21 protein-coding genes are annotated in these 22,705 nt (G+C 39.1%); 7 read left to right on the forward strand and 14 right to left on the reverse strand.

Annotated features, from left to right (window positions below; all coding sequences use genetic code 11):
* Positions 1-9: 9 nt before the first annotated feature.
* The 4 genes from PO903_RS03875 to PO903_RS03890 are packed head-to-tail and all read right to left on the reverse strand — an operon-like array spanning position 10 to position 4,964.
* Complete coding sequence (locus PO903_RS03875; RefSeq protein WP_273592651.1) at positions 10-1,476, reverse strand: glycoside hydrolase family 32 protein; 1,467 nt, start codon at positions 1,474-1,476, stop codon at positions 10-12.
* 45 nt (positions 1,477-1,521) lie between these two features.
* Complete coding sequence (locus PO903_RS03880) at positions 1,522-3,099, reverse strand: ABC transporter substrate-binding protein (protein ID WP_137223176.1); 1,578 nt, start codon at positions 3,097-3,099, stop codon at positions 1,522-1,524.
* 36 nt (positions 3,100-3,135) lie between these two features.
* A complete protein-coding gene (locus tag PO903_RS03885) occupies positions 3,136-4,017 on the reverse strand; it encodes a carbohydrate ABC transporter permease (protein WP_069328046.1) in 882 nt (293 codons plus the stop codon).
* Positions 4,018-4,031: 14 nt separating this feature from the next.
* The gene (locus tag PO903_RS03890; protein WP_285097523.1) at positions 4,032-4,964 is read right to left on the reverse strand and encodes an ABC transporter permease; all 933 of its coding nucleotides are present in this window, start codon (positions 4,962-4,964) and stop codon (positions 4,032-4,034) included.
* A gap of 359 nt (positions 4,965-5,323) precedes the next feature.
* On the opposite strand from PO903_RS03890, the gene PO903_RS03895 reads away from it, so the two are divergent.
* A complete protein-coding gene (locus PO903_RS03895; RefSeq protein WP_069328045.1) occupies positions 5,324-6,388 on the forward strand; it encodes a LacI family DNA-binding transcriptional regulator in 1,065 nt (354 codons plus the stop codon).
* Between the two features lie 65 nt (positions 6,389-6,453).
* Here PO903_RS03895 and PO903_RS03900 read toward each other — a convergent pair whose 3' ends face one another.
* Both PO903_RS03900 and PO903_RS03905 read right to left on the reverse strand, forming a co-directional pair.
* Positions 6,454-7,104 (reverse strand): stalk domain-containing protein, encoded by a 651-nt coding sequence (locus PO903_RS03900; protein WP_273592652.1) that lies wholly within the window; start codon positions 7,102-7,104, stop codon positions 6,454-6,456.
* A 115-nt stretch (positions 7,105-7,219) separates the two neighbouring features.
* Entirely contained in the window at positions 7,220-7,462 is a 243-nt protein-coding gene (locus tag PO903_RS03905; RefSeq protein ID WP_069328043.1) for a hypothetical protein, read from the reverse strand.
* Positions 7,463-7,740: 278 nt separating this feature from the next.
* Between PO903_RS03905 and kimA the strand changes: the two genes are divergently transcribed.
* Complete coding sequence (kimA, locus tag PO903_RS03910) at positions 7,741-9,558, forward strand: potassium transporter KimA (RefSeq protein ID WP_069328042.1); 1,818 nt, start codon at positions 7,741-7,743, stop codon at positions 9,556-9,558.
* 126 nt (positions 9,559-9,684) lie between these two features.
* Here kimA and PO903_RS03915 read toward each other — a convergent pair whose 3' ends face one another.
* Complete coding sequence (locus PO903_RS03915) at positions 9,685-10,089, reverse strand: hypothetical protein (RefSeq protein WP_273592653.1); 405 nt, start codon at positions 10,087-10,089, stop codon at positions 9,685-9,687.
* 180 nt (positions 10,090-10,269) lie between these two features.
* Between PO903_RS03915 and PO903_RS03920 the strand changes: the two genes are divergently transcribed.
* Entirely contained in the window at positions 10,270-10,788 is a 519-nt protein-coding gene (locus PO903_RS03920) for a hypothetical protein (protein WP_273592654.1), read from the forward strand.
* Positions 10,789-10,986: 198 nt separating this feature from the next.
* Positions 10,987-11,511: a hypothetical protein gene (locus PO903_RS03925; protein ID WP_137223192.1), complete on the forward strand. Its 525-nt coding sequence runs from the start codon at positions 10,987-10,989 to the stop codon at positions 11,509-11,511.
* A gap of 95 nt (positions 11,512-11,606) precedes the next feature.
* On the opposite strand, the gene PO903_RS03930 is transcribed toward PO903_RS03925, so the two are convergent.
* A complete protein-coding gene (locus PO903_RS03930; RefSeq protein WP_273592655.1) occupies positions 11,607-12,563 on the reverse strand; it encodes a DMT family transporter in 957 nt (318 codons plus the stop codon).
* Positions 12,564-12,745: 182 nt separating this feature from the next.
* Between PO903_RS03930 and PO903_RS03935 the strand changes: the two genes are divergently transcribed.
* The gene (locus PO903_RS03935) at positions 12,746-14,221 is read left to right on the forward strand and encodes an aminotransferase-like domain-containing protein (protein ID WP_137223196.1); all 1,476 of its coding nucleotides are present in this window, start codon (positions 12,746-12,748) and stop codon (positions 14,219-14,221) included.
* On the opposite strand, the gene PO903_RS03940 is transcribed toward PO903_RS03935, so the two are convergent.
* Positions 14,205-15,023: a hypothetical protein gene (locus PO903_RS03940; RefSeq protein WP_273592656.1), complete on the reverse strand. Its 819-nt coding sequence runs from the start codon at positions 15,021-15,023 to the stop codon at positions 14,205-14,207. The two genes, PO903_RS03935 and PO903_RS03940, sit on opposite strands and share 17 nt — an antisense overlap.
* A gap of 411 nt (positions 15,024-15,434) precedes the next feature.
* On the opposite strand from PO903_RS03940, the gene PO903_RS03945 reads away from it, so the two are divergent.
* The gene (locus tag PO903_RS03945; protein WP_273592657.1) at positions 15,435-16,397 is read left to right on the forward strand and encodes a TRM11 family SAM-dependent methyltransferase; all 963 of its coding nucleotides are present in this window, start codon (positions 15,435-15,437) and stop codon (positions 16,395-16,397) included.
* 72 nt (positions 16,398-16,469) lie between these two features.
* Here PO903_RS03945 and PO903_RS03950 read toward each other — a convergent pair whose 3' ends face one another.
* Together PO903_RS03950 and gpmA are read right to left on the reverse strand one after the other, a co-directional pair.
* Complete coding sequence (locus tag PO903_RS03950) at positions 16,470-17,027, reverse strand: hypothetical protein (protein WP_273592658.1); 558 nt, start codon at positions 17,025-17,027, stop codon at positions 16,470-16,472.
* A 12-nt stretch (positions 17,028-17,039) separates the two neighbouring features.
* Positions 17,040-17,789, reverse strand: a complete 750-nt coding sequence (gene gpmA / locus PO903_RS03955) for a 2,3-diphosphoglycerate-dependent phosphoglycerate mutase (protein WP_069328036.1) — start codon at positions 17,787-17,789, stop codon at positions 17,040-17,042.
* Positions 17,790-17,978: 189 nt separating this feature from the next.
* Here gpmA and PO903_RS03960 point away from each other — a divergent pair, with 189 nt between their 5' ends.
* Complete coding sequence (locus PO903_RS03960) at positions 17,979-19,316, forward strand: DUF2252 domain-containing protein (RefSeq protein ID WP_069328035.1); 1,338 nt, start codon at positions 17,979-17,981, stop codon at positions 19,314-19,316.
* A 98-nt stretch (positions 19,317-19,414) separates the two neighbouring features.
* On the opposite strand, the gene PO903_RS03965 is transcribed toward PO903_RS03960, so the two are convergent.
* From PO903_RS03965 to PO903_RS03975, 3 genes are all read right to left on the reverse strand, one after another.
* Positions 19,415-20,800: an amidohydrolase family protein gene (locus PO903_RS03965; protein WP_273592659.1), complete on the reverse strand. Its 1,386-nt coding sequence runs from the start codon at positions 20,798-20,800 to the stop codon at positions 19,415-19,417.
* A gap of 205 nt (positions 20,801-21,005) precedes the next feature.
* Complete coding sequence (locus PO903_RS03970; protein WP_273592660.1) at positions 21,006-21,830, reverse strand: carbohydrate ABC transporter permease; 825 nt, start codon at positions 21,828-21,830, stop codon at positions 21,006-21,008.
* Positions 21,830-22,699 carry a carbohydrate ABC transporter permease gene (locus PO903_RS03975; protein ID WP_069328032.1) on the reverse strand — a complete coding sequence of 290 codons (870 nt, stop codon included), beginning with the start codon at positions 22,697-22,699 and terminating at the stop codon, positions 21,830-21,832. Before PO903_RS03975 ends, PO903_RS03970 begins: the two co-directional genes overlap by 1 nt.
* Positions 22,700-22,705 lie beyond the last annotated feature (6 nt).

The raw sequence follows: 22,705 nt of genomic DNA on the forward strand, positions 1-22,705 counted from the left end.
TCCTATTGATTAAGAGGACATGAACTGATAGATATGAAATGAAGATAATGGTAAATGCTGATCTGGTGATTGGATGCCAAGCCCTTGAGCATCATGATCTGGAAAAATAAGATCAGTCATCGCTACTTGCCCATCATTAGCAAAGACTTCGATTGAAGAACGATCCACATAGATCCGAAGCTCGATCGTCGATAGATCATGATCAACTTTGGCGGTATGTTTACCTGCAAAATCTTGATGGAAAGTATGATCTCCTGAATGACTACGATCAATATAGACTTCGCTTGCATCTCCTTCATAACCTACAACGGTCACTTGATCCTGTGATGATGCACGTAATTGTAGAGCAAAAGTAGATGTTATATCTGCTGTAATTTGGATTTCGTAACTATCCATTTGTAGTGATGCTAGCTTGGCTTGAACTTCGGCTAGCGTTGTATTTTCCAGTGCGACGATAGGGCTACGCATCGTATTGATTTCTTGTACAGGTCGCTGAATCAGTGTTATCCCTTGGGCACGTTGTTCTAATGTGATTTCCCGTGGAATAGACATCGCTCCACGCCATTGTTCGGTTGGTGTAAGATTGGCATATTTCCAATTGCTCATCCAGCCGATACAGATTCGTCGTCCATCTTCTACTGGAATATCTGACCAACATACACCTGCATAATGATCTCGTCCGTAATCTAGCCAGCGAATCTCTTGCGAAGAATCATCCGGTGTAAATGTAACCCCATCAAACTCTCCCATAAAATATTGCGTGCGTGATCCTTCGATAAAGTCATCACTGCTCCCAATACTCACTAGCATCACCCATTTGGTTGTTGCCGCATCACCATCTACCATTAATGGGAACAAGTCAGGGCACTCCCAGACTCCTGCATGTGATCCAATACCGTCTCCAAATTCACTCAGGAATGTCCATTCTTTCAAATTCGGTGAACCGTACAAATGCACCGTCTGTCCACAAGCCAAAATCATAATCCAGCGTGCAGTCTCTTGATGCCAGAATACTTTAGGATCACGAAAATCAATCAATTCATCGTGTTCCAGTACAGGGTTACCTTCATACTTGATCCATGTTCGTCCTGCATCATGACTGTAAGCTAGACTTTGTCGTTGCTGAATATGATCCAGCTCGTAATTATGATCATGATGAGTAAATATAGCGACTAATCCGGATTGACCGTTAAAAAAGCCTGTTGTATCATGCCAATCCACAACTGCACTTCCTGAAAAAATAGTTCCGTGCTCATCAGGTGCAAGCGCAATCGGCTGTTCCTGCCAGTTCACTAAGTCTGAACTGATCGCGTGTCCCCAATGCATAGGTCCCCATACCGTTCCATCAGGATGATATTGAAAAAACAGATGATATTCATCATTAAAATAAACTAATCCATTAGGATCATTGATCCATCCTTGTTGCGGAGTAAAGTGATACAGTGGACGATATTTTTCTTGAGATTGAGTGATCATAGTATAAGCTCCTTTTTTGACTTTATTGGTAGTATTTATTGTTGATTATTGTTGGTTACGATCATATCCAGATTGTTTAATTTGGAGCCATTCTTGTAGCCCTAGACGATCCAATTCTTGTAGGTAAGTAGGCCACTCTTCATTCACTTTGCCATTTTGGTACCACTCTGTACGTTTGCGTTGTACATAAGCGAACAGATCTGTTTCTATGGTTGATAAACGATCCAACTCTTCGATTGAGAAGAATACTTTAGGATAAATATGATCGGCTTGCATATGAGGCACCATGACTTTTTTCATTAATTTCAAGCGACTTGCGGCATCGTCTGGCTTAGTCGTATATTTACCATAATATTCATCCAGAATCGCTAGAGGGCCAGCAATATTTGTTTTTTGACGTACTTCAACAGGTGCTGATCCTTCTAATGAAAGGTGCTTTAACATGCCTTTCTTTTCATCGAATTTGAAAATGTTTTGCTCTTTGGTATCTCCGTACGTTCCCCAGTTATCTTGGATCGATTGTAATGGCTCATATAACTGGTCTATCCATTTGGCAGTCGCTTCTACTTGTTGATTGGTGCTAGTAATGACCATTTTGCCACGATCAAATCCAAGTCCATTGGTACGTGTAACATTGGTTTTCCCACTAGGGCCAGCTAAAGGATTCATCAGTTGGTAGTCATCATTGGGACCTGTAATATTGGCTTTGTCCCATGTGAAATACAATCCGTAACGTTTGTCTTTTCCTTTGGCTAGATACGTATTCCAATCTTGCTGTGAAGATTCTACATCGATTAACCCTTCCTGATATAAGCTATGAATATAGTTAATCGCATCTTTGTATCCATTATCAGAAGCTGTAAAGACTACTTTGCCATCGTTGGTAACGACCGTATGATCCCAGTTATCGCCAAGTCCGAAAGAGCCATATAAGAAGGTCAAATCTTCGCCACCCGGTTTATCAATAAAGGAAAGTGGAATTTCATCGGCTTCTCCATTACCGTTAGGATCTTGCGTTTTGAAAGCAATCAACACTTGTTTTAACTCTTCGGTTGTTGTTGGCATTTTCAAACCTAACTTTTTAAGCCATGCTTGATTGATCCATGGAAAATCATCTACCGATTGAATCGCTTCTTTCCCTGTACCTAGTTCTTCTATCCATGGGAAAGAATACATATGTCCATCTGGTGCTGTAAGCATTTTTTTGTATTCAGGTGCTGCTTTTAACACTTTTTGAAAATTAGGCATATAGTTGTTGATTAGATCATCTACAGGAATAATCACGCCATCTTTAGCTAATTTGAGCAGATCATAATCGGTATACCCTGCATCAAAAATACCGTCTGGAAGATCTCCACTAGCTACGGCTAGATTACGCTTTTCTATAAATTGATCTGTCGTATAGTTTTTCCAATTGATATGAATTCCTGTCTTTTCTTCCAGACGCTTGTTAATCAATTTATCGTTGGGATCAGCAGGTGCTAGCGCTGAACTTTGCGTCAAAAAATTCAATGTCACTTTACCATTAGCATCTGTTGTTGGATTGGATGAACCTGAATTACAACCTGTTAATAGTAGCGCTATCGTTAACCCGGAGATCGTTACTTTTTGCATAACTTTCATTATATTTGCCCCCATACTTGTATTTAGATGCTGTCCTTATTTCAGTGAACCGACCAGAACGCCTTTTTCAAAGTACTTCTGGAAAAATGGATACATGATCAACAACGGTAGACTTGAGATCACAATCGAAGAGTATTTAATCATCTCGGACAAGCGTTTCAGCTCTGCCATCGCCAATTGATCCCCGATCATTCCTGGCATCGTCTGGTTCTGAATTAGAATCGAACGCAGTACCAATTGCAGTGGATACAACTTGGCATTATCCAGATAGATCATCGCATCAAAGTAAGAATTCCATTGCCCTACAAAAGCATAGAGCGCAATAACGAAAATAATCGGCTTCGATAACGGCAATACAATTCGGAAAAAGATCGTCGCATCGCTCGCTCCATCTACATTGGCTGCTTCTTTCAATTCATTAGGAATGCCTTTGAAAAAAGTACGTGCCAGAATAATATCCCAAACATTCACAATCCCCGGTAACAGGATCGCCCAGACCGTATCTAACATGCCTAGATTTTTCACCAATAAATAAGTAGGAATCAATCCGCCACCAAAAAACATCGTTACAATAAACATCGTCATAAAAAGATTACGACCTTTTAATTCATTGACAGATAACGCATAACCAGCAAATACCGACACGATAATCGTCAGAATTGAAAAGCTAACCGAGTAAAACACAGAATTGATAAATCCTCGGGTCATGGCTTCATTGCCTAAAATCTTGCGATACCCTTCCAGACTCCAACTGGATACATTAAACGAAATCCCTTTGTTCAATAGAGCGATCGGGTCCATAAAGGAAGCGATTACAATATAGATAAGCGGTACAATGATAATCAGTACACAGAACGTTAGCAAAATATAATTGATTCCAATAATAAATCGATCCATACGTGAAGACGCTAGATTCATCGCTTACACCTTCCTTAATAGAGCCCTTCGCCCTCATTGAGTTTTTTGACTACAAAGTTCACTGCTACTAATAAAAAGACGTTAATCACGGAGTTAAACAATCCAACAGCCGCAGAATAAGAATAGTCGCCTGCTTGTAGCCCTACTTTGTAAACATAAGTTGAAATGATTTCTGAAGAAGGTAAATTCATCGAGGTCTGCATAAGATATGCTTTCTCGAAACCAATCGACATAATACCACCTGCTGCTAGAATAAATACAATCGCCATAATAGGTCTGATCGTAGGAAGATCAATATGAAGAATACGTTGGAAAATATTCGCCCCATCCAGACTAGCGGCATTATGTAGCTCAGGATCAACGCCCGCCAGAGCAGCTACGTAAATAATCGAAGACCATCCTGCGCCTTGCCAGATACCGGATAAAATATAAATGGATCTAAAATAACCAGGTTCCGACATAAACATTAACGGTTGACCAAATATGGCACTAACCAGTTGATTGATTGGACCAACAGGAGATAAGAAAATAAACAACATCCCTACAATAACAACAACCGATATAAAGTTAGGTGCGTACAAGATTAACTGTACATTTTTCTTTATTTTGGCTTGCCTTACTTGGTTTAACATCAGCGCTAATACAATAGGAATAGGAAAGCTACAAATGAGACCGAATAGACTCAACGAGATCGTGTTGGTAAAAATATCTGTAAAGTTCGGAGAGTTCAAAAATTTCTCGAAATATTTAAATCCGACCCAATCACTTCGCATAATGCCTTTGAGTGGACTGAAATCTTTAAATGCGATAACGGCTCCGTACATGGGTACATATTTGAATATAATAGTCAGGATCAGTGCCGGGGCTAACAAAGCATACAGAAAATAATGATTGTGCCTTTTCTTTAATGTTTTCCTGTGTGCGGTTTCACCTTTTCTTGCTTTTATTTTCTGTCCTACTCCATCCACATGCGTTCACTCCTTCAAGTCCTGTCCTGTATTTAGAAAGGGCTTACATTTTGTTTTGCTTGACTCTGATTTACAATTTAACAAACAATTTGTTCATTCGTCAATACATTTTGTAAAAATAATATTTTACATTTGCATTTATTTAATTTACATTATGGATATAAATGAAGATATTACATGCGTAAAATGCACAAATTAAAGTTTACATTTGTAAACAAAAGTTGCTATTCAATACGAATTATTATACATTTAATACAAATAACGAATAAAAGAGATTATCCTAAATCTGTAATGATTTCTTTTGCAAATATAGGATGGTTAAAGGTGGACAAACGATCATGAAGAAAGAAAAAGTGACTATTCAGGATATTGCAGACGCTTTAAATATATCCCGTAATACCGCTTCCAAAGCTATTAATGGTAACGAGAACATTCCGATCGAAACACGAAATAAAGTCATTCAAAAAGCAGCCGAATTAAAATATAAACAATTTGCTTATGTAGAATCTGACTATTTAATGCCTAAATCTACCGGTAACGTAGCTTTGTTAACGTCTAGCCTACCGAATAATTCACATTTTGGTACTTTGCTTATTAGTGGACTTGAAAAAAGAATCAGTATGGAAGGATATACAATTTCGATTCATATTGTGCGTGAAGCCGATATGCAGTCGCTGACTTTGCCGAATAACTTTGAAGCGTCCAAAGTGGATGGAATTATTTGTATCGAATTATTTGATAAAGAATATAGCCAAAAAATCACCAGTCTAGGTTTACCGACTATTTTTATAGACTGTGCAGTCGATTTAGCGTCTCCTTCATTACAAGCCGATCTTTTACTGATGGAAAATGAATACAGCGTCTATGAAATGACCAAACATTTAATTCAACAAGGGCATCAGCAGATTGGTTTTGTAGGCGATTACAATCACTGTAAAAGCTTCAATGAACGCTGGATCGGATTTAACCGTGCTCTGTTAGAAGCAGGTATCACTTTAGATCGTTCTTTTTGCATTTTAGGCAAAGACGAAGAAATTTTTAAAGCCAAAGACTGGATTGATCGTCAATTCAAAGCGATGACTCACAAACCTTCTGCTTTTATATGTACGAATGATTTTAGCGCTGTTCATCTTATGCAAGTGCTCAAAGCGAATCAAATTAAAATCCCTGAAGATATTGCAGTCTGTGGATTTGACGATGCTTCGGAGTCTCGTATTGTAGAGCCCCCTTTAACGACAGTGCATATTTTCAGTAACGATATGGGAATACAAGCCGCAGAAACCTTATTAGCACGAATCAAAAATCCTACTCGTCCTTATCAGATCGCTCATATCCAGACTCATCCTATTTTTCGTGAATCTTCAGCCGTGGTACCGAAGTCTTCTCTTTCTTCCCGAGCATAACAAAAAGCTTGCAATCCTCCTGAGAACAAGGAGAACTGCAAGCTTTTTTGGTGATTCAGCTACTATTATTGCTCTTTCCAGACTACACTAATTTCGTAAGCACCTGTCTGATTAGTGACAGGTGAACTGTTAATCGATACCACAAAATCATTATCTTTAGAGCTTACAATGCTCAAGTTATCCGCTTCAATGATCTCACTGTTTTTGGTTACATCTTTGCTCAAATAATAGTCTTTATATGTATTGCCCAGTTCAAGTAGATTGGATTTGGTAGAATACAACAGGGAAACCTGTTTTTTGTTATCTGCTACATTTTCAACTAGACTGACTTGCTTCGCATCTTTAGGAAAAGGAAAATCGGTTGGTAAATATTTCGTTTTGATCACAGCTGTGGAGACTGCTGGTGTAGCTGGTGTTCCTGTAGAAGAACCACTTCCGATAATGACTTTGTTGCTTGCGGCATCAAAGCTAACCGATGTATTTAGCGCTTCACCAATAGAACGTACAGGAAGATAGGTTGTTCCTTGATAAGAGATCGGAGCTAGTTTTTTACCATTAGCTGTAGGCGTATATGCTGAACCATTCACCTGAATCCCCAGACCATGATTAAGCGATGCTTTAATACTTTCCAAGTTCGTACCCGCATACACCCCTGCTGATCCTGTCAAAGCCATACCTACAACTGCTGCTGTCACTAACCAATGCTTCTTCTTCATATAACAACCTCCTGAATATAGTAGTAACTCTATGTTATCAGGTCGTGTTAGATTTGGAACCTTCTATAGCCCTATAAATGAATGCAATTTGAACTAAATTAACCACCTTTACAACTTATTCTTCCCGATTCCGTTGCTCTCGCTCGATCCGTTCTCTCATATGACGATCATATCCATTTTGGTGTAACCACACACTATTATTGACCTGTGCAATCTGCCCGATACCGAATAAAATACTGATTACAAGAAAGATAAGACCGTAAGCATACATAAAATATCCTAGATAAAAACACGTAATAATTCCGATAAAAACAACGATCGATAATCCCCAAAGGATGCGACGCATGACTTTTTTCATATGGTTCTCCCTGCTATTTTTGTATGATCTCTTAATGTCTTATATACGAAGATAATAGTATAAGCGATTCAAAATAATACACTGTCTATTTTTACTTATACATTTTGTTTAAAATAGGGGATGACTTTTTACAAACCTAGAGTATAATGATATACGCTTGCCTTAAAAGCTAGCTTAAACAAGCATTGTTTTTCATGCTTGGCTTGTACGAAATGAGTATCTATAACACGTAAACTAATTAGTCTTTCCAAATTTCAAGAAATGAAGGTGTGCACAAGATGTTGGGTAAGTTCAAGCGTATATTAATCGGAAGGCCGATGAAGTCAGCAGAACTCGAAGCTGAAAAATTAGGTCGGCTCAAAGCATTAGCAATTCTTTCTTCCGATGCGCTATCCTCGGTGGCATACGGAACAGAGCAAATTTTGCTTGTCCTCATGGTTGCTGGATTTGCGGCTTTATGGTATTCCGTTCCAATCTCTATCGCCGTACTCGGTTTGTTGGTTATTCTAATTATTTCGTATCGTCAGACGATTTTTGCGTATCCGACAGGTGGTGGCGCTTATATTGTCGCCAAGGATAATATCGGTAAAGCACCTAGCTTAATAGCAGGGGGATCTTTACTTGTTGATTATATCCTAACCGTAGCCGTAAGTTCATCTGCTGGAACAGATGCAATCACATCGGCTTTTCCAGTATTACATGATCACCGGGTTCTGATCGCCCTTGTCATGATTGTCTTTTTAACGATTATGAATCTGCGCGGTGTGACCGAATCTGCATCTGTACTCGCTGTTCCTATTTATTTGTTTGTTATCGCTATTTTTGTATTGATTATCACAGGTGTGATTCGTTATTTCACAGGCGGGATCGAAGCCGCAGCTCCGCAATTTGATAGCACCGTTTCGAATGTCAGTCTGTTCTTATTACTCAAAGCATTTAGCTCGGGTTGTTCGGCATTAACCGGGGTAGAGGCCGTCTCCAATGCTATTCCTAACTTCCGTAAGCCTGCTGAAAAAAATGCGGCGGCTACACTATTGATGATGGGTATTATTTTGGGCGCAATGTTTATCGGTATTACATTACTAGCTTACTGGTACGGTATTCATCCAAGTGCAACCGAAACGGTTATTTCACAAATCGCACGAATGACGTTTGGCCATGGTACGCTTTATTACATTATACAGGGTGTTACGGCATTGATTCTGTTTCTAGCAGCCAATACAGCGTACTCTGCGTTCCCGCTACTTGCTTTTATGTTAGCAAAAGATAAATATATGCCTCATATGTTTATGGTGCGTGGTGACCGTCTAGGTTTCTCTAACGGTATTATTATTTTGAGCGTATTGTCTGCATTGTTAGTGATTGTGTTTAAAGGGGATACTGAAAATCTGATTCCTTTGTATGCGGTTGGTGTATTTATTCCATTTACCTTATCGCAATTAGGTATGATGATTCGCTGGATTCGTCTGAAGCCATCCAATTGGGGATTAAAGTTAACGATTAACACAGTAGGTATGTTAACGACATTGTCGATTACGTTAATCTTTATTTTCACCAAATTCTCGCAAGTCTGGGTTATCTTTATCTTCTTACCGTTGGTCGTGTATATTTTCTACAAAATCTATACGCATTATGAAAATACAGCAGAACAGTTACGAATCGATATCAAAGTTGATAAGCCAGAAGTGAAAGGCAATACGATTATTATTCCAGTGGCAGGGATTACACGCGTAGTGATGAATACGATCAGTTACGCCAAAACATTGTCTCCTAATGTACTTGCTGTCTATGTTGGCTTCGATGATGAAGCGATTCATAAGATGGAACAGAAATGGGAAGAATGGAATCCAGGTGTTCGTCTGATTGTACTGAAATCAAGGTATCGCAGTATTCTAGGTCCTTTACGCCGCTTTATAGATACGGTGGAATGGAAAACATCAGCAACCGATCATATTACAGTATTGATTCCGCAATTCGTCACTCATCACTGGTGGGAAACGATTCTGCATAATCAGACCAGTCTATTGATGCGTGCTTATCTGATTAACTACAAAGATGTCGTTGTTGCTACAGTTCCTTATCATTTAAATAAATAGATCATGGCATAGTTAAGAGCATATCTGCATGTAAAATATAAAAAAAGAGGTAGACCTTATACGAGGTCTACCTTTTTTTGTGGGCAAATTTACAGTTGAAGGATGAGCGTATACCTATATACGTCGCTATTCTGTTACTTTATTTTCATTTTTTTCTACATTGTCTATCTTTTCAACCCAGACCATATACCAATTGGGCTTTGCTTCGTGGTCAACATCGGTATATATGCGGTACGTTGGTGCTTGGAACGTTTGTCGTTGAAGTAATTGAAAGGCTAGTGTTTCTGCCATTTTAGGATCATGACTACGGTATCCATCATATAACTTGCCGATCTCATTGTAGGCTCCACTGCTGATCCATTCGTATGCTTCTCGCTGAGTCTGAACTTCCATCGTCTCATCTGCCCAGCGTATCCAATCTTCTTTGTATTTGGGTGGATGATAGAAATTAGACTCTACATTCATTCGAATTTCTTCACGGTAATGATATGTATGATCTGCTGATTTTGGAGGTTGATCGGATGGTTTCATAGATATCTCCCTTTCATCATAGGTGTAATTTTTTTAACATTTTGGCGTTCTGCTATGACTATCCTGTTACTTAGCGATTACTATATTGTGGTTTTACAAACTATAGCAATCTATTGAATAATAACTTTAGATTATTACTAATCATTTTTTAACTATATAAATTTTTTGGAGGAATTAAATATGAATGTTCAAAAAGGATTAACGATTGTGATGACTTCTGTATTGGCTTTATCTATTGCTGCACCTGCATTATCAGTATCAGCGCAAAGCAATACCACTACAAAAGAGGTTACTGCTAAAGCGACCACTAAAGCTAAAGTAGATCATTTAACCGCTGAACAACAGAAAAGTCTAATCGAGGTAGCTGGATTCGATAATGTAAAACAATTTACCGGATTCTATACTAACCTTCGTCGTGCAGTAGCCCAAAATAATAAAGAAGCTGTGGCTAAGCGCATCAATTATCCGTTGTCTGTCTACAGCAATAGTAAAAAAAGAAGCATTTTGGATCAAAAACAATTTATTGCTGAATACGATAAAATCATGACGACTGAAGTTAAAAAAGCACTGGCAAATCAACGCTTAGACAAATTATTTATACGTGATCAAGGGGTTATGGTTGGTAATGGTGAAATATGGATGGCTATTCTAGATAACAAACTAGGTGTCTATACGATTAATCAGCAAATACATCAGTAATTACATCACAGCAATGACTTGAATATAAAAAGCTGTGTATATACTTAATCTAGCTTGTATAGCATGATGCCCATTCTTTTAATTTGCTATTATTTTACGATATTGTTATTTTATAAGAGATCGCATGATATTGAATAACAGCTTTAGACACATGTTTATTGTTTATTAAATATAATGACTCTCAAGGAGGTAATCATAATGAATCGTAAAAAAGGAATCACGATAGTCATGACTTCAATGTTGGCAGTAACCCTCTCTATGCCTGCATTCTCAGCATCTGCACAAACGAATACCACTACGACTGAACCTACGGTCTCTACAGTAGCTTCTAAAGAAACGACTACTCCTATCAAAGCGGATCAATTAACCGCTGAACAACAAAAAAGACTGGTCAGTGTCGCTGGATTCGATAATGTAAAACAGTTTACAGGGTTCTATGCGAATCTACGTCGTGCAGTAGCCAAAGGGAATAAAGAAGCCGTTGCTAAACGGATTTCTTATCCTTTAGTGATTAACAGTAGTAACAAAAAAAGAAGTATTCTAAACCAGTCGCAATTTATCACCGAATACAATACCATTATGACGGCTAAAGTTAAAAAAGCATTAGCTAATCAACGATTAGATGAATTATTTATACGTGATATGGGTGTCATGATTGGTGATGGCGAATTATGGATCGCTCCTGTAAACAACAAGCCCGGTATTTATGCGATTAATCAATAATGTTAATGTTATACGCTGATCATTAGACAAAAAGACCTCCTAACCGATAGGAGGTCTTTTTTGATTTAGTCTTTTTTGATTTAGTCTATTTTAATTTAGTTTTTGTACACTTTCACAATAGGCACCTTTTTATCTCGTGATGCTTTGTTCCGTTGGCTGGCAAATAAAGAACGTAACGTCTCAATATTGGTCAAAATCACCCCGATCAGAATAATCAAGGCTCCTACCCCCATCACCCAATTGAGTGGTTCTTTATAGATCAACCATCCTAGTAGCAGTGCGATCACCGGTGAAATGTATAACCATGTCGAAGGGAATACTGGATTCGTTCGTGAAATTAACCAGTAAAATAGCGTATGCCCACCCATAGATCCCAGTACAATTAAATACAGCAACGAACCGATCGCTGCGGAATTGAACATCGTTTCCATATGTATTTGACCCCGTTCGGTAATCAAAGACAGTACCAATAACATCCATCCTCCGTGCATCATCTGAGCGGCATTTTGTGCAATCGGTGAACTTCCCTGTAATTTAGAAACCACTTGTTTGGAATAAACAGCTCCTGCTGCGTAGCCGAACTCCCCCAATACGACAACCAGACAAGCAATTACCCATAGGGCATGATACTGACCGGATAACCCCGGTAACATCAGTAGAGCAACTCCAACTAACCCGATCATCGCTCCGATAAATGAAATACTCGGTACTTTATCTTTCAATACCACTGATCTTATCAATAAAATAATAGCGGGACCGGTTGCAGACAGAACAGCACCTACACCAGACGTAATATATTGTTCAGCCCAATATAAAGCTGCAAATGTAAAAAAGGTTAATCCTGCGCCAATAAACAGCGTTTCTTTGCGTAGTAATAAAGAGAAACTGATCTTTTTACGTGCATACATCCAGATCATTAAGATCAATCCTGCTGCTAAAAAACGAACTCCTGCGGAAAAGAAAGGCGGTAATCCTGCATCGACCCCGATCTTAATCGCTAGAAATGTGGTTCCAAAAATTAAGCACATTATTGCATACCCCAGTAATACCATCTTCCATTCCTCCTCTGTGTTCTGTTATTGTAAAGGAAGATCAACAGAACAGATGCCATACCATAGAACAGATGAAGATATCTTGGTCTGTGCACAGGTTACACTACATGTACTTTTAGTTTGATTTTGCTTATTCGGGATATCTGTTTGTACCCTGTTATCAATTAGGAAGGAATGTGGATATGACAAATAAACCACTCACTGAACCGCAAAAAAAACAATCCGATTCCATCGTGGATACTGTATTATCTGGACAACATGGGAAACATTCTTTTCAAACGGTCTATACGTATATCCATACACGTATTCAGCGTGGAGACTGGCAAGCACACGCTAAGTTGCCTTCTGTTCGTCAACTAGCAGAAGATACAGGGATGCACCGCTTAACGATTTTCAAAGCGTATCAGCATCTTAAAGATGATGGTCATGTCTATGCCCGTGACAAATCCGGTTATTATGTGCAACCACCTACGTTACAAGTGTTAACCAATGAAGCTGAATTAGGTCTGCCTTTATTTCAAGGAAATCTGGGCGATCTGCATCGGATTCAAGTCAAATATCAATTTTCTCAAGCTCTGATTACACCGAATTTACTACCAAATCACTATTTTGCTGAATATGTGAAACAGGTATTCGATCTGTATCCCAAGTTGCTCGGTACGTATGCACCTGCACAGGGTGATCTAGAGCTCAGAGAAATGCTTCAACACTATTTTACAGATACTTCTCAATTTCATGTTCATGCCGATGAAATTCTTATTACAACAGGTGCTCAACAAGCGATCTCACTCATTGCTGAAGTATGGATACGCCCGGGTGATCATGTGCTGATCGAATCGCCTGCGTATGCCAGTGCTTTAGATGTTTTTCAGCAAAAAGGGGCTAGATTGGTTCCGATGACAATCAATGCTAATGGTTATGATCTAGCTCAGATCGAACAAGCGATGAAGCAATATAAACCGCGCTTCTTTTACCTTAATCCTACATTTCATAACCCTACAGGCATCTGCATCTCAGCAGAGCAACGTAAACAACTGGTCGATCTAGCCGCTCAGTATCAGTGTCTATTGATCGAAGATGATACCTGTCAGGATATTTATTTTGGGCAAAAGCCACCGTTACCTTTATTTGCTTATGATACAGAAGGATATACGATCTATATTCGTAGCTTTAGCAAATACGTTTCTCCGGGATTACGAATCGCTTGTATTGTCGCTAGACCGGAATGGTTTACTTCTCTACTGGCTGCCAAGTCACTAGCTGACGGAGGTACCCCTTTGCTCAACCAGAAAGTATTTTTGCATTATTTTACTTCAACACGATTACAACAACATATCGAGAAATTACGGATCGCATTGCGGATTCGCTTCGAAATGATGGACGAAGAACTCTCCTCAACCGGTTGGTATTATGAACCACCTCAAGGTGGATTTAATCTGTGGGTTCGATTACCCGATCATTTATCGGTTCCTGAACTACTGGCTCGTTGTCTCAAGCAATCGATCTCTTTTGTTCCGGGATCATTATTCGATCATCACGAATCATCCAAGCAATATATTCGCCTTTGCTTTTCTTTTGCCAGTGAACAAGAAATTCGTACTGGTATTCAGCAGTTAGTCGCGATTGCGAAAGATATGGAATCTAATTCTTCTGAATAGCTGAGCGATACGGTTCATCCCATACTATATTGGAAGACTTGGCTTGTAATATGCCTTGTTGGTACTCATAAGTTGTCGTCAGCTCACCCAAAACGTTCATCATACCCACTTGAACAGACGCAGCTACAACGAGGTGCCCGTTTTCGATCTTGTATTGGCGTACAGCGCCTACTTCTACTCCGCTCTCTACAGAGGCGTCAGGGTCTTGCAGTATTGAAGTCGGTAAAGTCATTTGGTTCTGATTCCATTGAAGTTCGATCTGTCCTGCATTGATCTCAGCTTGAAAATACTTATTCCAGGCATGTTGTCCATCTTCTACAGCAATCGATGTACCGTCTTGTCGATAGACTTTAACTTCTGTTTTGTAAATGCCTGTACCATAACCGTTCGTTAAGATCACTACCACTTCAGGCTGACCATCTCCATCAAGATCGGTTGAATAGACCTGTGGCGGATATTCTGGATTAACCACCTGAACGCCGTCTAACATGCAGTTGAATGTAGGTGTATGGATAGACATATTTTCATACGTACCATCTGATTTTTCTTTGCCACGGATCGTAATATGAAGAGCAGGCTCACTTGCGATTACTTTGGCATCTTCCATAATGTTAAATAAGTTGGATTGAGCTATTGGAAAATCTAATTGTTCTATATTAACAGTGTTCACCATCAAAGGTTCACCATTTTCAGTCACTTGTTGATTAGAATGGAACTTGGCTGCTGATACTGTTTCTAACGAAAGAGCACATAAAATAATCGTGATCATCAACCATTTTGTAGCGTTTTTCTTTATATTCAAAAGGAGTGCCTCCTTGATCGTTCGATATTCATATTTAATTTGAAGGTGAAAAGAATTCCAACGTGTGTCATGCTAGCTTCTATTACATGCTAAGCCTTAATCGATGTAATTACCAGAAAAAATTGCTGTTCACAGCAAGTTCCTTACAAATAAGTCGTAAATCATCACTTTTACTTTAGATTACCTACTATAACGGCTGAATAAACACGATTATTCTTAAAGAAATAAAAGTTGAAGAGTATAATGAAATTATTGTATTTTGAAAGCATACTGAAGATATGTAGTTAAAGGAAGTTCAGGTGTTCCACAATAGTGAATTGTTCCACATGAAACATTTTGCAAAACAGCGCTATTTTTGACTGATTTGCAGGAAATATAATTAGCCGATTGGGCTTAAAGGATGGACGACGATTGGATCAACAACATGCAAGTCCGCAATATATTTACACGTACTCTCATCGTCAAGATGAACATTCTCTTTGTTATTTGGAAATGAGATCTTTTTTCGGCAAAGAAACCGATCAATTTATTCTTAAAAGTGATGTAGCAGTTATGCCTAGTCGTAGCCCGTTTATCAAAGAACGGATTGAGATCCTATACGAAGGCGATACATTAGAAGAGATATATGCTCAAGCAGAACAGATCGATATGTTAGAAGAGACGTTCAAAGTCATTTTTGTCAAAATTAACGACCTGGATTCAGATCACAAAATCGAATATCAAGAACGACTGGGGATTGAACGTGAAATTGGCATGCGTATTCATGGTGAAGCCGATGTGAAAAATCCTCAACATACGTTTGGTATAGTGCCTTTTGGTGGACGCTGGTATTTAGGTCATTATTTCAAAAACAAAGCTGTCTGGTTCCACAATATGCGCAAACCACAAAATTATTCGATTGCTCTGAATACCCGGCTAGCTAGAGCGGCTGCCAATATTCTAGTTCCTAATCCAGTCGGTATTCAAGCGATTGATCCTTGCTGCGGCATCGGTACTGTACTTGTTGAAGCCTTGTCGATGGGTATCAACATCGTCGGACGTGATATTAACCCGCATATTGCTCAAGGTGCACGAGCAAATATCAAACATTTCGGCTTAAAAGGCGAAGTGACTTTAGGCGATATTGCTGATATTAGCGAGCATTATGATGCGGCTATCGTGGATATGCCCTATAACTTATTTTCGACGACGACACCGGAAGAGCAATTAAGTATTCTCAAACATGCACGCCGAATCGCAGATAAAGTAGTTGTGATTACGATTGAAAATATAGATGAGATGATAGCAGAGGCTGGATTCTCGATTACAGATCGTGGTGAAGCCAAAAAAGGAGCCAAAGGCGTCTTTTCCCGTCAGGTTCTCGTCTGCCATTAATTCAATCCAAATAACAACATGTCAAAAGCATCTATAGCGTAAATCCCTATAGATGCTTTTTGTTTATTCATTTTATGAGCGGGCTTGTAATGCATATTTGCGGAATATCCAGCTTAATATTACTTCTAATACCGTGTATATCAATAATCCTATAATCACAGAATATACATTAGCCCATTCTAAATGATATTTTATAGCAATAAAGATATATATTACTGCTATCACAATCCATAATATATTCATTATTCTTTGCCATATTTTTGTAAACAATTGCTTCCTAGCAGGTTCGATGACAAGAGGACCTGATAATAGCAAAGCAAATGTTAATGGAATCGTCTCTCCTAAAGATGCTGTATCTATCCACATCACTACTAAAAAAGTAATTAAATAGAGACTATAATAACGCATACATCTGCTAACATTAAATAATATACTTTCTGTATCTTGATTATAATGTCTCGTCACAATACAACGCATAACAAGTGTACTCAACACAACGCATATACATACGCCAGAAAAAACACTAGCTCTATATCCACTTTCTGAATAAATACGTGTGTATCCTAACGCCATAACTAAACCTACAATGATTAAAATTAAACTTGTTTTCAAATAAGGTTTGATACGCATTGTTCCGCCTTTCTATTCATTCACATTATGTGGATTAGCGACTTCATTGGTTTTGCGTTCGATATGTTCGTCTTCCCCTAGATAAAAGCGGCGAATCGGATTAATATCATCATCTAACTCATATACTAATGGAATACCTGTTGGGATATTGAGATCGGTTAACGTCTTCTCATCTATATCTTCCAAATATTTAATTAAAGCACGCAGAGTGTTGCCATGAGCGGCTATTAAAATATGTTCTTTTTTCTGAATCAAAGGAACAATACAATCATGCCAGAACTCGCCCACTCGATCTACCGTGTCTTTGAGACTTTCACCATAAGGAATCTGATCGTCTGGAATCTGGTTATATCGCATCTCAAGACGAGGACTGCGTGGATCATCTTTTTTTAACAATGGAGGACGTACGGTTAGACTGCGTCGCCAAAGATGAAGTTGTTCTTCTCCATATTTCTCAGCAGTATCTATTTTGCTTAATCCTTGCAAAGCTCCATAATGACGTTCATTTAATTTCCAAGACTTTTGTTCAGGAATCCAAAGCAAATCCAATTCGTCTAATATGTAATGCATCGTCTGAATAGAACGTTTGAGTACAGAAGCAAAAGCGATATCAAATGTATACCCTGCTTCTTTAATTAATCGACCGGCTATTCTAGCTTCTTCTATTCCATGGTCACTAAGCGCAACATCGGTCCAGCCTGTAAATAAATTCTGCTGATTATATACACTTTCTCCATGACGAACGAGAATGATTTTGTACATGAGTCGTTGCTCCTTTTCTTCTACTGCTTCTAATGGAGAAGTATCTATACTTCTTTAACCCACATTATGCTTTTAAAGAACCATTTGCAACAAACGCGCTTTGCGACCATTTTAATGTACGCGATAAGGGTGAGAAAGTGATAGAATAAAATAGATTTATACGGTTACATGATTAGGGGGAAATTGAAGATGATACCAACCAATATGACAGAACAAGTTATACATACGCGTACTAAATTACGCAAAGAAACGCTTATTTCAGTATTAGATGAATTTGATAGCAAGATTATGATATTAAGCCCAACCAAAAGAGCTGAGAAATATCGCAAAATGAGTGCTACTGCTTTTTCCTTTTTTCGTGGAAGCTCCTATCTGTTTTACTTTGATGCGACAAGACATTATTTCCCTTACCATACGTCAACCGAACGTCCTACATGGATTCAAGGTGATTTACATTTTGAGAACTTTGGAGCGTTTCGCAATGAGTCGAAGCAAATTGTCTATGATGTAAATGATTTTGATGAAGGATATATCGGGTCTTATCTATATGACGTATTACGAATGTCGGTTAGTATAGCGTTGGTAGGCAGACAGCTACAATATACGGATGACCAACAATTGCATCTTTTAGAGCATTATATCAAAGGCTACCATAAGCAAATTACCTGTTTTGTTGAAGATAAAGATGATCCCGCTAAATTTGTGATGGACGAAAATAAAGCTAAAGGCCCTGTACGTAAGTTATTACGCAAGTTAGAAAAGCGCCGTAACGGTCATTTTCTTGAAAAAGTAACAGCGGTTATGCAAAGCGATCGAGTATTTCAAGAAACAGCTGAACTGGTTGTGCCTTCAGAGCAAGAACAATCTTTACTTGAGCAAGCATGGGCATTTTATCAACAGACATTGGTCTGTCATCAAGGTGAAGCCGATCATTATCGGATTAAAGATATTGCGATTAAACACGGGTCAGGTACAGCTTCGATTGGACTTGATCGATATTATGTATTGATCGAAGGTGGACTGAGTGTAGAAGGCGAAGACGATGCTGTTCTGGAAGTGAAAGAAGTTCGCACACCGGTTCCTGCTTATTTCTTACCCTATGCTGAATCGTTCTGGCAGACATTCAGTCATCAAGGCAAACGGGTAACGACGACTCAACAAGCGATGCATCACAAGGCTGATCCTTATCTTGGATTTCTGACATTAGATGGACGAGACTTCTATGTACGGGAACGTTCTCCTTACAAAAAGCGTCTCAAACTAGAGGATATCGAAACAATAGAAGATATGGAAAGTGTACTGAGTACGATGGCTAAATTAACTGCCAAAATGCACGCCCGCGCAGATGCCGATGTAAACAAAGGCATCTTACCATATCATAGTGAAAAAGAAATTCTAAAAGCGATGGGACGCAAACCAGACGCCTTTGTACAACATATTTCGCGTTGGGCTTTTGCTTATGCCGATCAGGTAGAGAAAGATTATGCTATTTTCTGCGAATGGGCTCAGACATTTCAACCGGAATAAATGATAACATCATCTATAACAGGGACAGTTCATCCTCAAGAGGAGTCTGTCCCTTTTTGGGTTGGTTCATATGACTTCCATTTAAATAATCCGATTGATTATGAATAGATCACTCGATCGGCATCACTCAGTACATGTTGTGTCTCCAGATACTCTCTACTTTCCAACACAAGACGACGAATACGTTCTAGATCCACACCTACCAATTGACCATGTTGCTTCATCAGTCGTCCACCAACAAATACAGTATCGACATTCGATGGATTGGTACATTGAACGACTGCACCTATGGGATCAATCACTGGAAATAGATTGAGATCGGTATTTAGATTCGAAGTACTAATCATAATGATATCCGCTTGTTTTCCCGGTGTTAGTTGACCAATCCGATCTTCTAACTTCAATGCTCTGGCTCCGCCTAAGGTAGCAAATTGAAGCACTTGAGCAGATAACAGATTTAACTCACCTGGCATATTGCCGCTATTCAGAATCTCTTCATTTACACGCGCACGTTCAGCCTGTAACATAAATTTCATTTGCGCAAATAAATCGCCACCTGTTGAAGTGACCACATCTACTCCTAATGATGGCATCCCGCCTTGTTCCAAGAAAAATCCGGTCGCTGGATATCCATGTCCCATCATCATCTCTACTTCTGGAGTGACCGACAACGATGCTCCTGCATCAGCAAGCATTTTGTATTCTTCAGTCTGCATTTTGTTACCATGTACCATATTCAAATCTGATCCAAGTAAGCCTGCTTCATACAGCTTGGTGACGGAACGATCGGCAGCTCCCCAGTTGCCAAATCCGATATGCATCGAACAGATGGCATCTAATTGACGAGCAATTCCAATCTCTGCAACCGTAGTCTCCCAGTGGCTAAATTCAGGGCCACGAATTGCAAGCCCCATCGTCAGTAATTGATCACGTGAAGAGAAATATTGCTTTTTCACTCGCTCGGCATCCTCGATCATTAAGCGACTTTCACGATTCCAATACGCTGTCTCTCCAGATACACCCAGTGCAAATACAGATCGAATCCCTGACTCTTGCAACCCACGTATCAATTCATCGGTGTGCTCTGGAGAATAAGGCATACTCCAATCCAGTACAGTCGTCACACCCGAATAGAGCGCTTCCAATGAACCTAGTAAGTTCGCAATATAACTATCTTGTGGACGCAATCGACTTCCGAGTCCACCATAGTATAGATTTTGCAAATAAACAGGTAGCGACCAATTGGTTCCGGCTGTACGCACAAGCGATTCCCACATATGACGATGCGTATCGACTAAGCCAGGCATGATAATTTGACCTGTAGCATCAATAACATGATAAGCGGATTCATCCACTTGTAGATTAGTTCCTATCGCTTCAATCGTTGAACCAGTAATCACTACATCTGCTTGTTTTAAGTTACCGATCTGATCATCCAGCGACAACACCGTACCCTTTTTTAAAATGTACCCTTTCTTCTCCATCTTTAATTCCTCCTTTTACCTTTTTTAAGAATAAATAGATGTTCTTTCTTTATCATACCTCTTTCTTGCATTTAACTCAATAAAAGGAAGTTACTTAACTTTATAAAGTATTATTGATGATGTGAATAGAGGTGAGTAATACAACAAAAAAAGCCTTCACCGTTTATAGGCGAAGACTTTTGAAGTTGGCTAGTCAACAGTCATTTTATTTCACAGAACCGCGGGTAACTCCACTGATAATCCATTTTTGAGCAAATAGATAAATAATAATCATCGGCAACATCGCTAACAGATACGATGCAAAAGCTAGATTATAATCGGTATTGAATTGCCCTTGGAAAATATACTGTACCAGCGGTAGTGTGTACATATTCTGATCACTAACAATAATCAATGGCAATAGGAAATCATTATACGTCGACAGACAGACGAGAATCCCTACAGTTGCATTAATCGGTGCCATCAATGGGAAAATAATGCGCCAGAATGTGCCCCAAGTGGTCGCTCCATCGACCGTTGCTGCTTCTTCAAGTACAGCCGGTATCGAACGAATATACCCTACATATACAAATACGTTAAATGCCAGCGCGTATACCGTATGCAAGATCGTCAGTCCCACCAGATTGGTCATATGTAGCGAAGATGTTAATTTAACAATCGGCAACATAATAATCGGAAATGGAATAAACATCGCACTCACAAAGTAGAAATATAACCCTTTAAAAAACTTGCGATCCATATTACGCCCGATCGCATAAGCCACCAGCGAGTTGGTTAATAGGGTCAAAATAACAGTCGCTGTCGTGACTAATGCACTGTTACGAAATGCTTGGAAAAAGTTCGTCAATTCTATCGCACTTGCAAAATTATCAAATCGCCATGTGGTGGGTAATCCGAATAATGATTGAGACATTTGCTGTGGATCTTTGAGCGCAATCGTGATCGCCATATATAAAGGGAAAAGAACCACGATCGTACCGAGAGCGATAAGAATATTAACAGTCCAGTTGGTACGTTTATGTGTTTCCATTACATATCCATCTCCCTTCTTTGCAGGAATCGGATCTGAAGAATAGAGATGACTGCGATAACGATAAAGTAAATGACCGAGTTCGCTGATTGATACGCAAATTCGCCGCCTTCAAACCCACCGGTATAGATTAAGAATGAAATCGATTGTGTCGCACGACCCGGTCCACCATTGGTCAAAGCTACGATCTGATCAAACACCATCAATGCATTCTTCATCGCTAATACCATATTGATCGTAAAAAATGGAGCGATTAGTGGAAACGTGATACTCCAGAATTCACGCCATTTGCCTGCGCCGTCCAGACTGGAAGCCTCATACAGATCACCAGGAATCGTCTGTAATCCTGCTAGATAAAGAATCGTATTCAGAGCAATCCCTTGCCATACTGCAACAATAACGATCCCGATCCAAGCCAGACTTTCGTTACCAAGTATATTTGTCGATAACGCATTGATTCCGAGTGATTGTCCCCATACTGTAAATACATTAGAGAACAGGTAATTAAATATGTAACCCACGATCAATACACTCAAAATATTAGGTAAAAAATATACCCCTCTAAAAAAATTACGGAATTTGATACGTGAGTTCAATCCAACAGCGATCAATAAGCTGAAGATGTTAATAAAAATCGTTACAACTACCGCATATTTAATCGTAAACCAGTAAGCTTCACCCACAACATTATCTGTAAATAAACTGACGTAATTGCGAAAACCTACAAAATCATATTCTTTACCAAAACCGTTCCAGTTGGTAAACGAATAAAAGATCCCTTGAATCGCAGGTAAAGTTAGAAATAAGAAAAACAACAATACCGCAGGAATCGTCATCCAATAATAAGTCGCCATGCGTTTGGTAGACATCAGATC

It is taken from the genome of Paenibacillus sp. PK4536, assembly GCF_028594455.2.
Lineage (GTDB): Bacteria > Bacillota > Bacilli > Paenibacillales > Paenibacillaceae > Saccharibacillus > Saccharibacillus nuruki.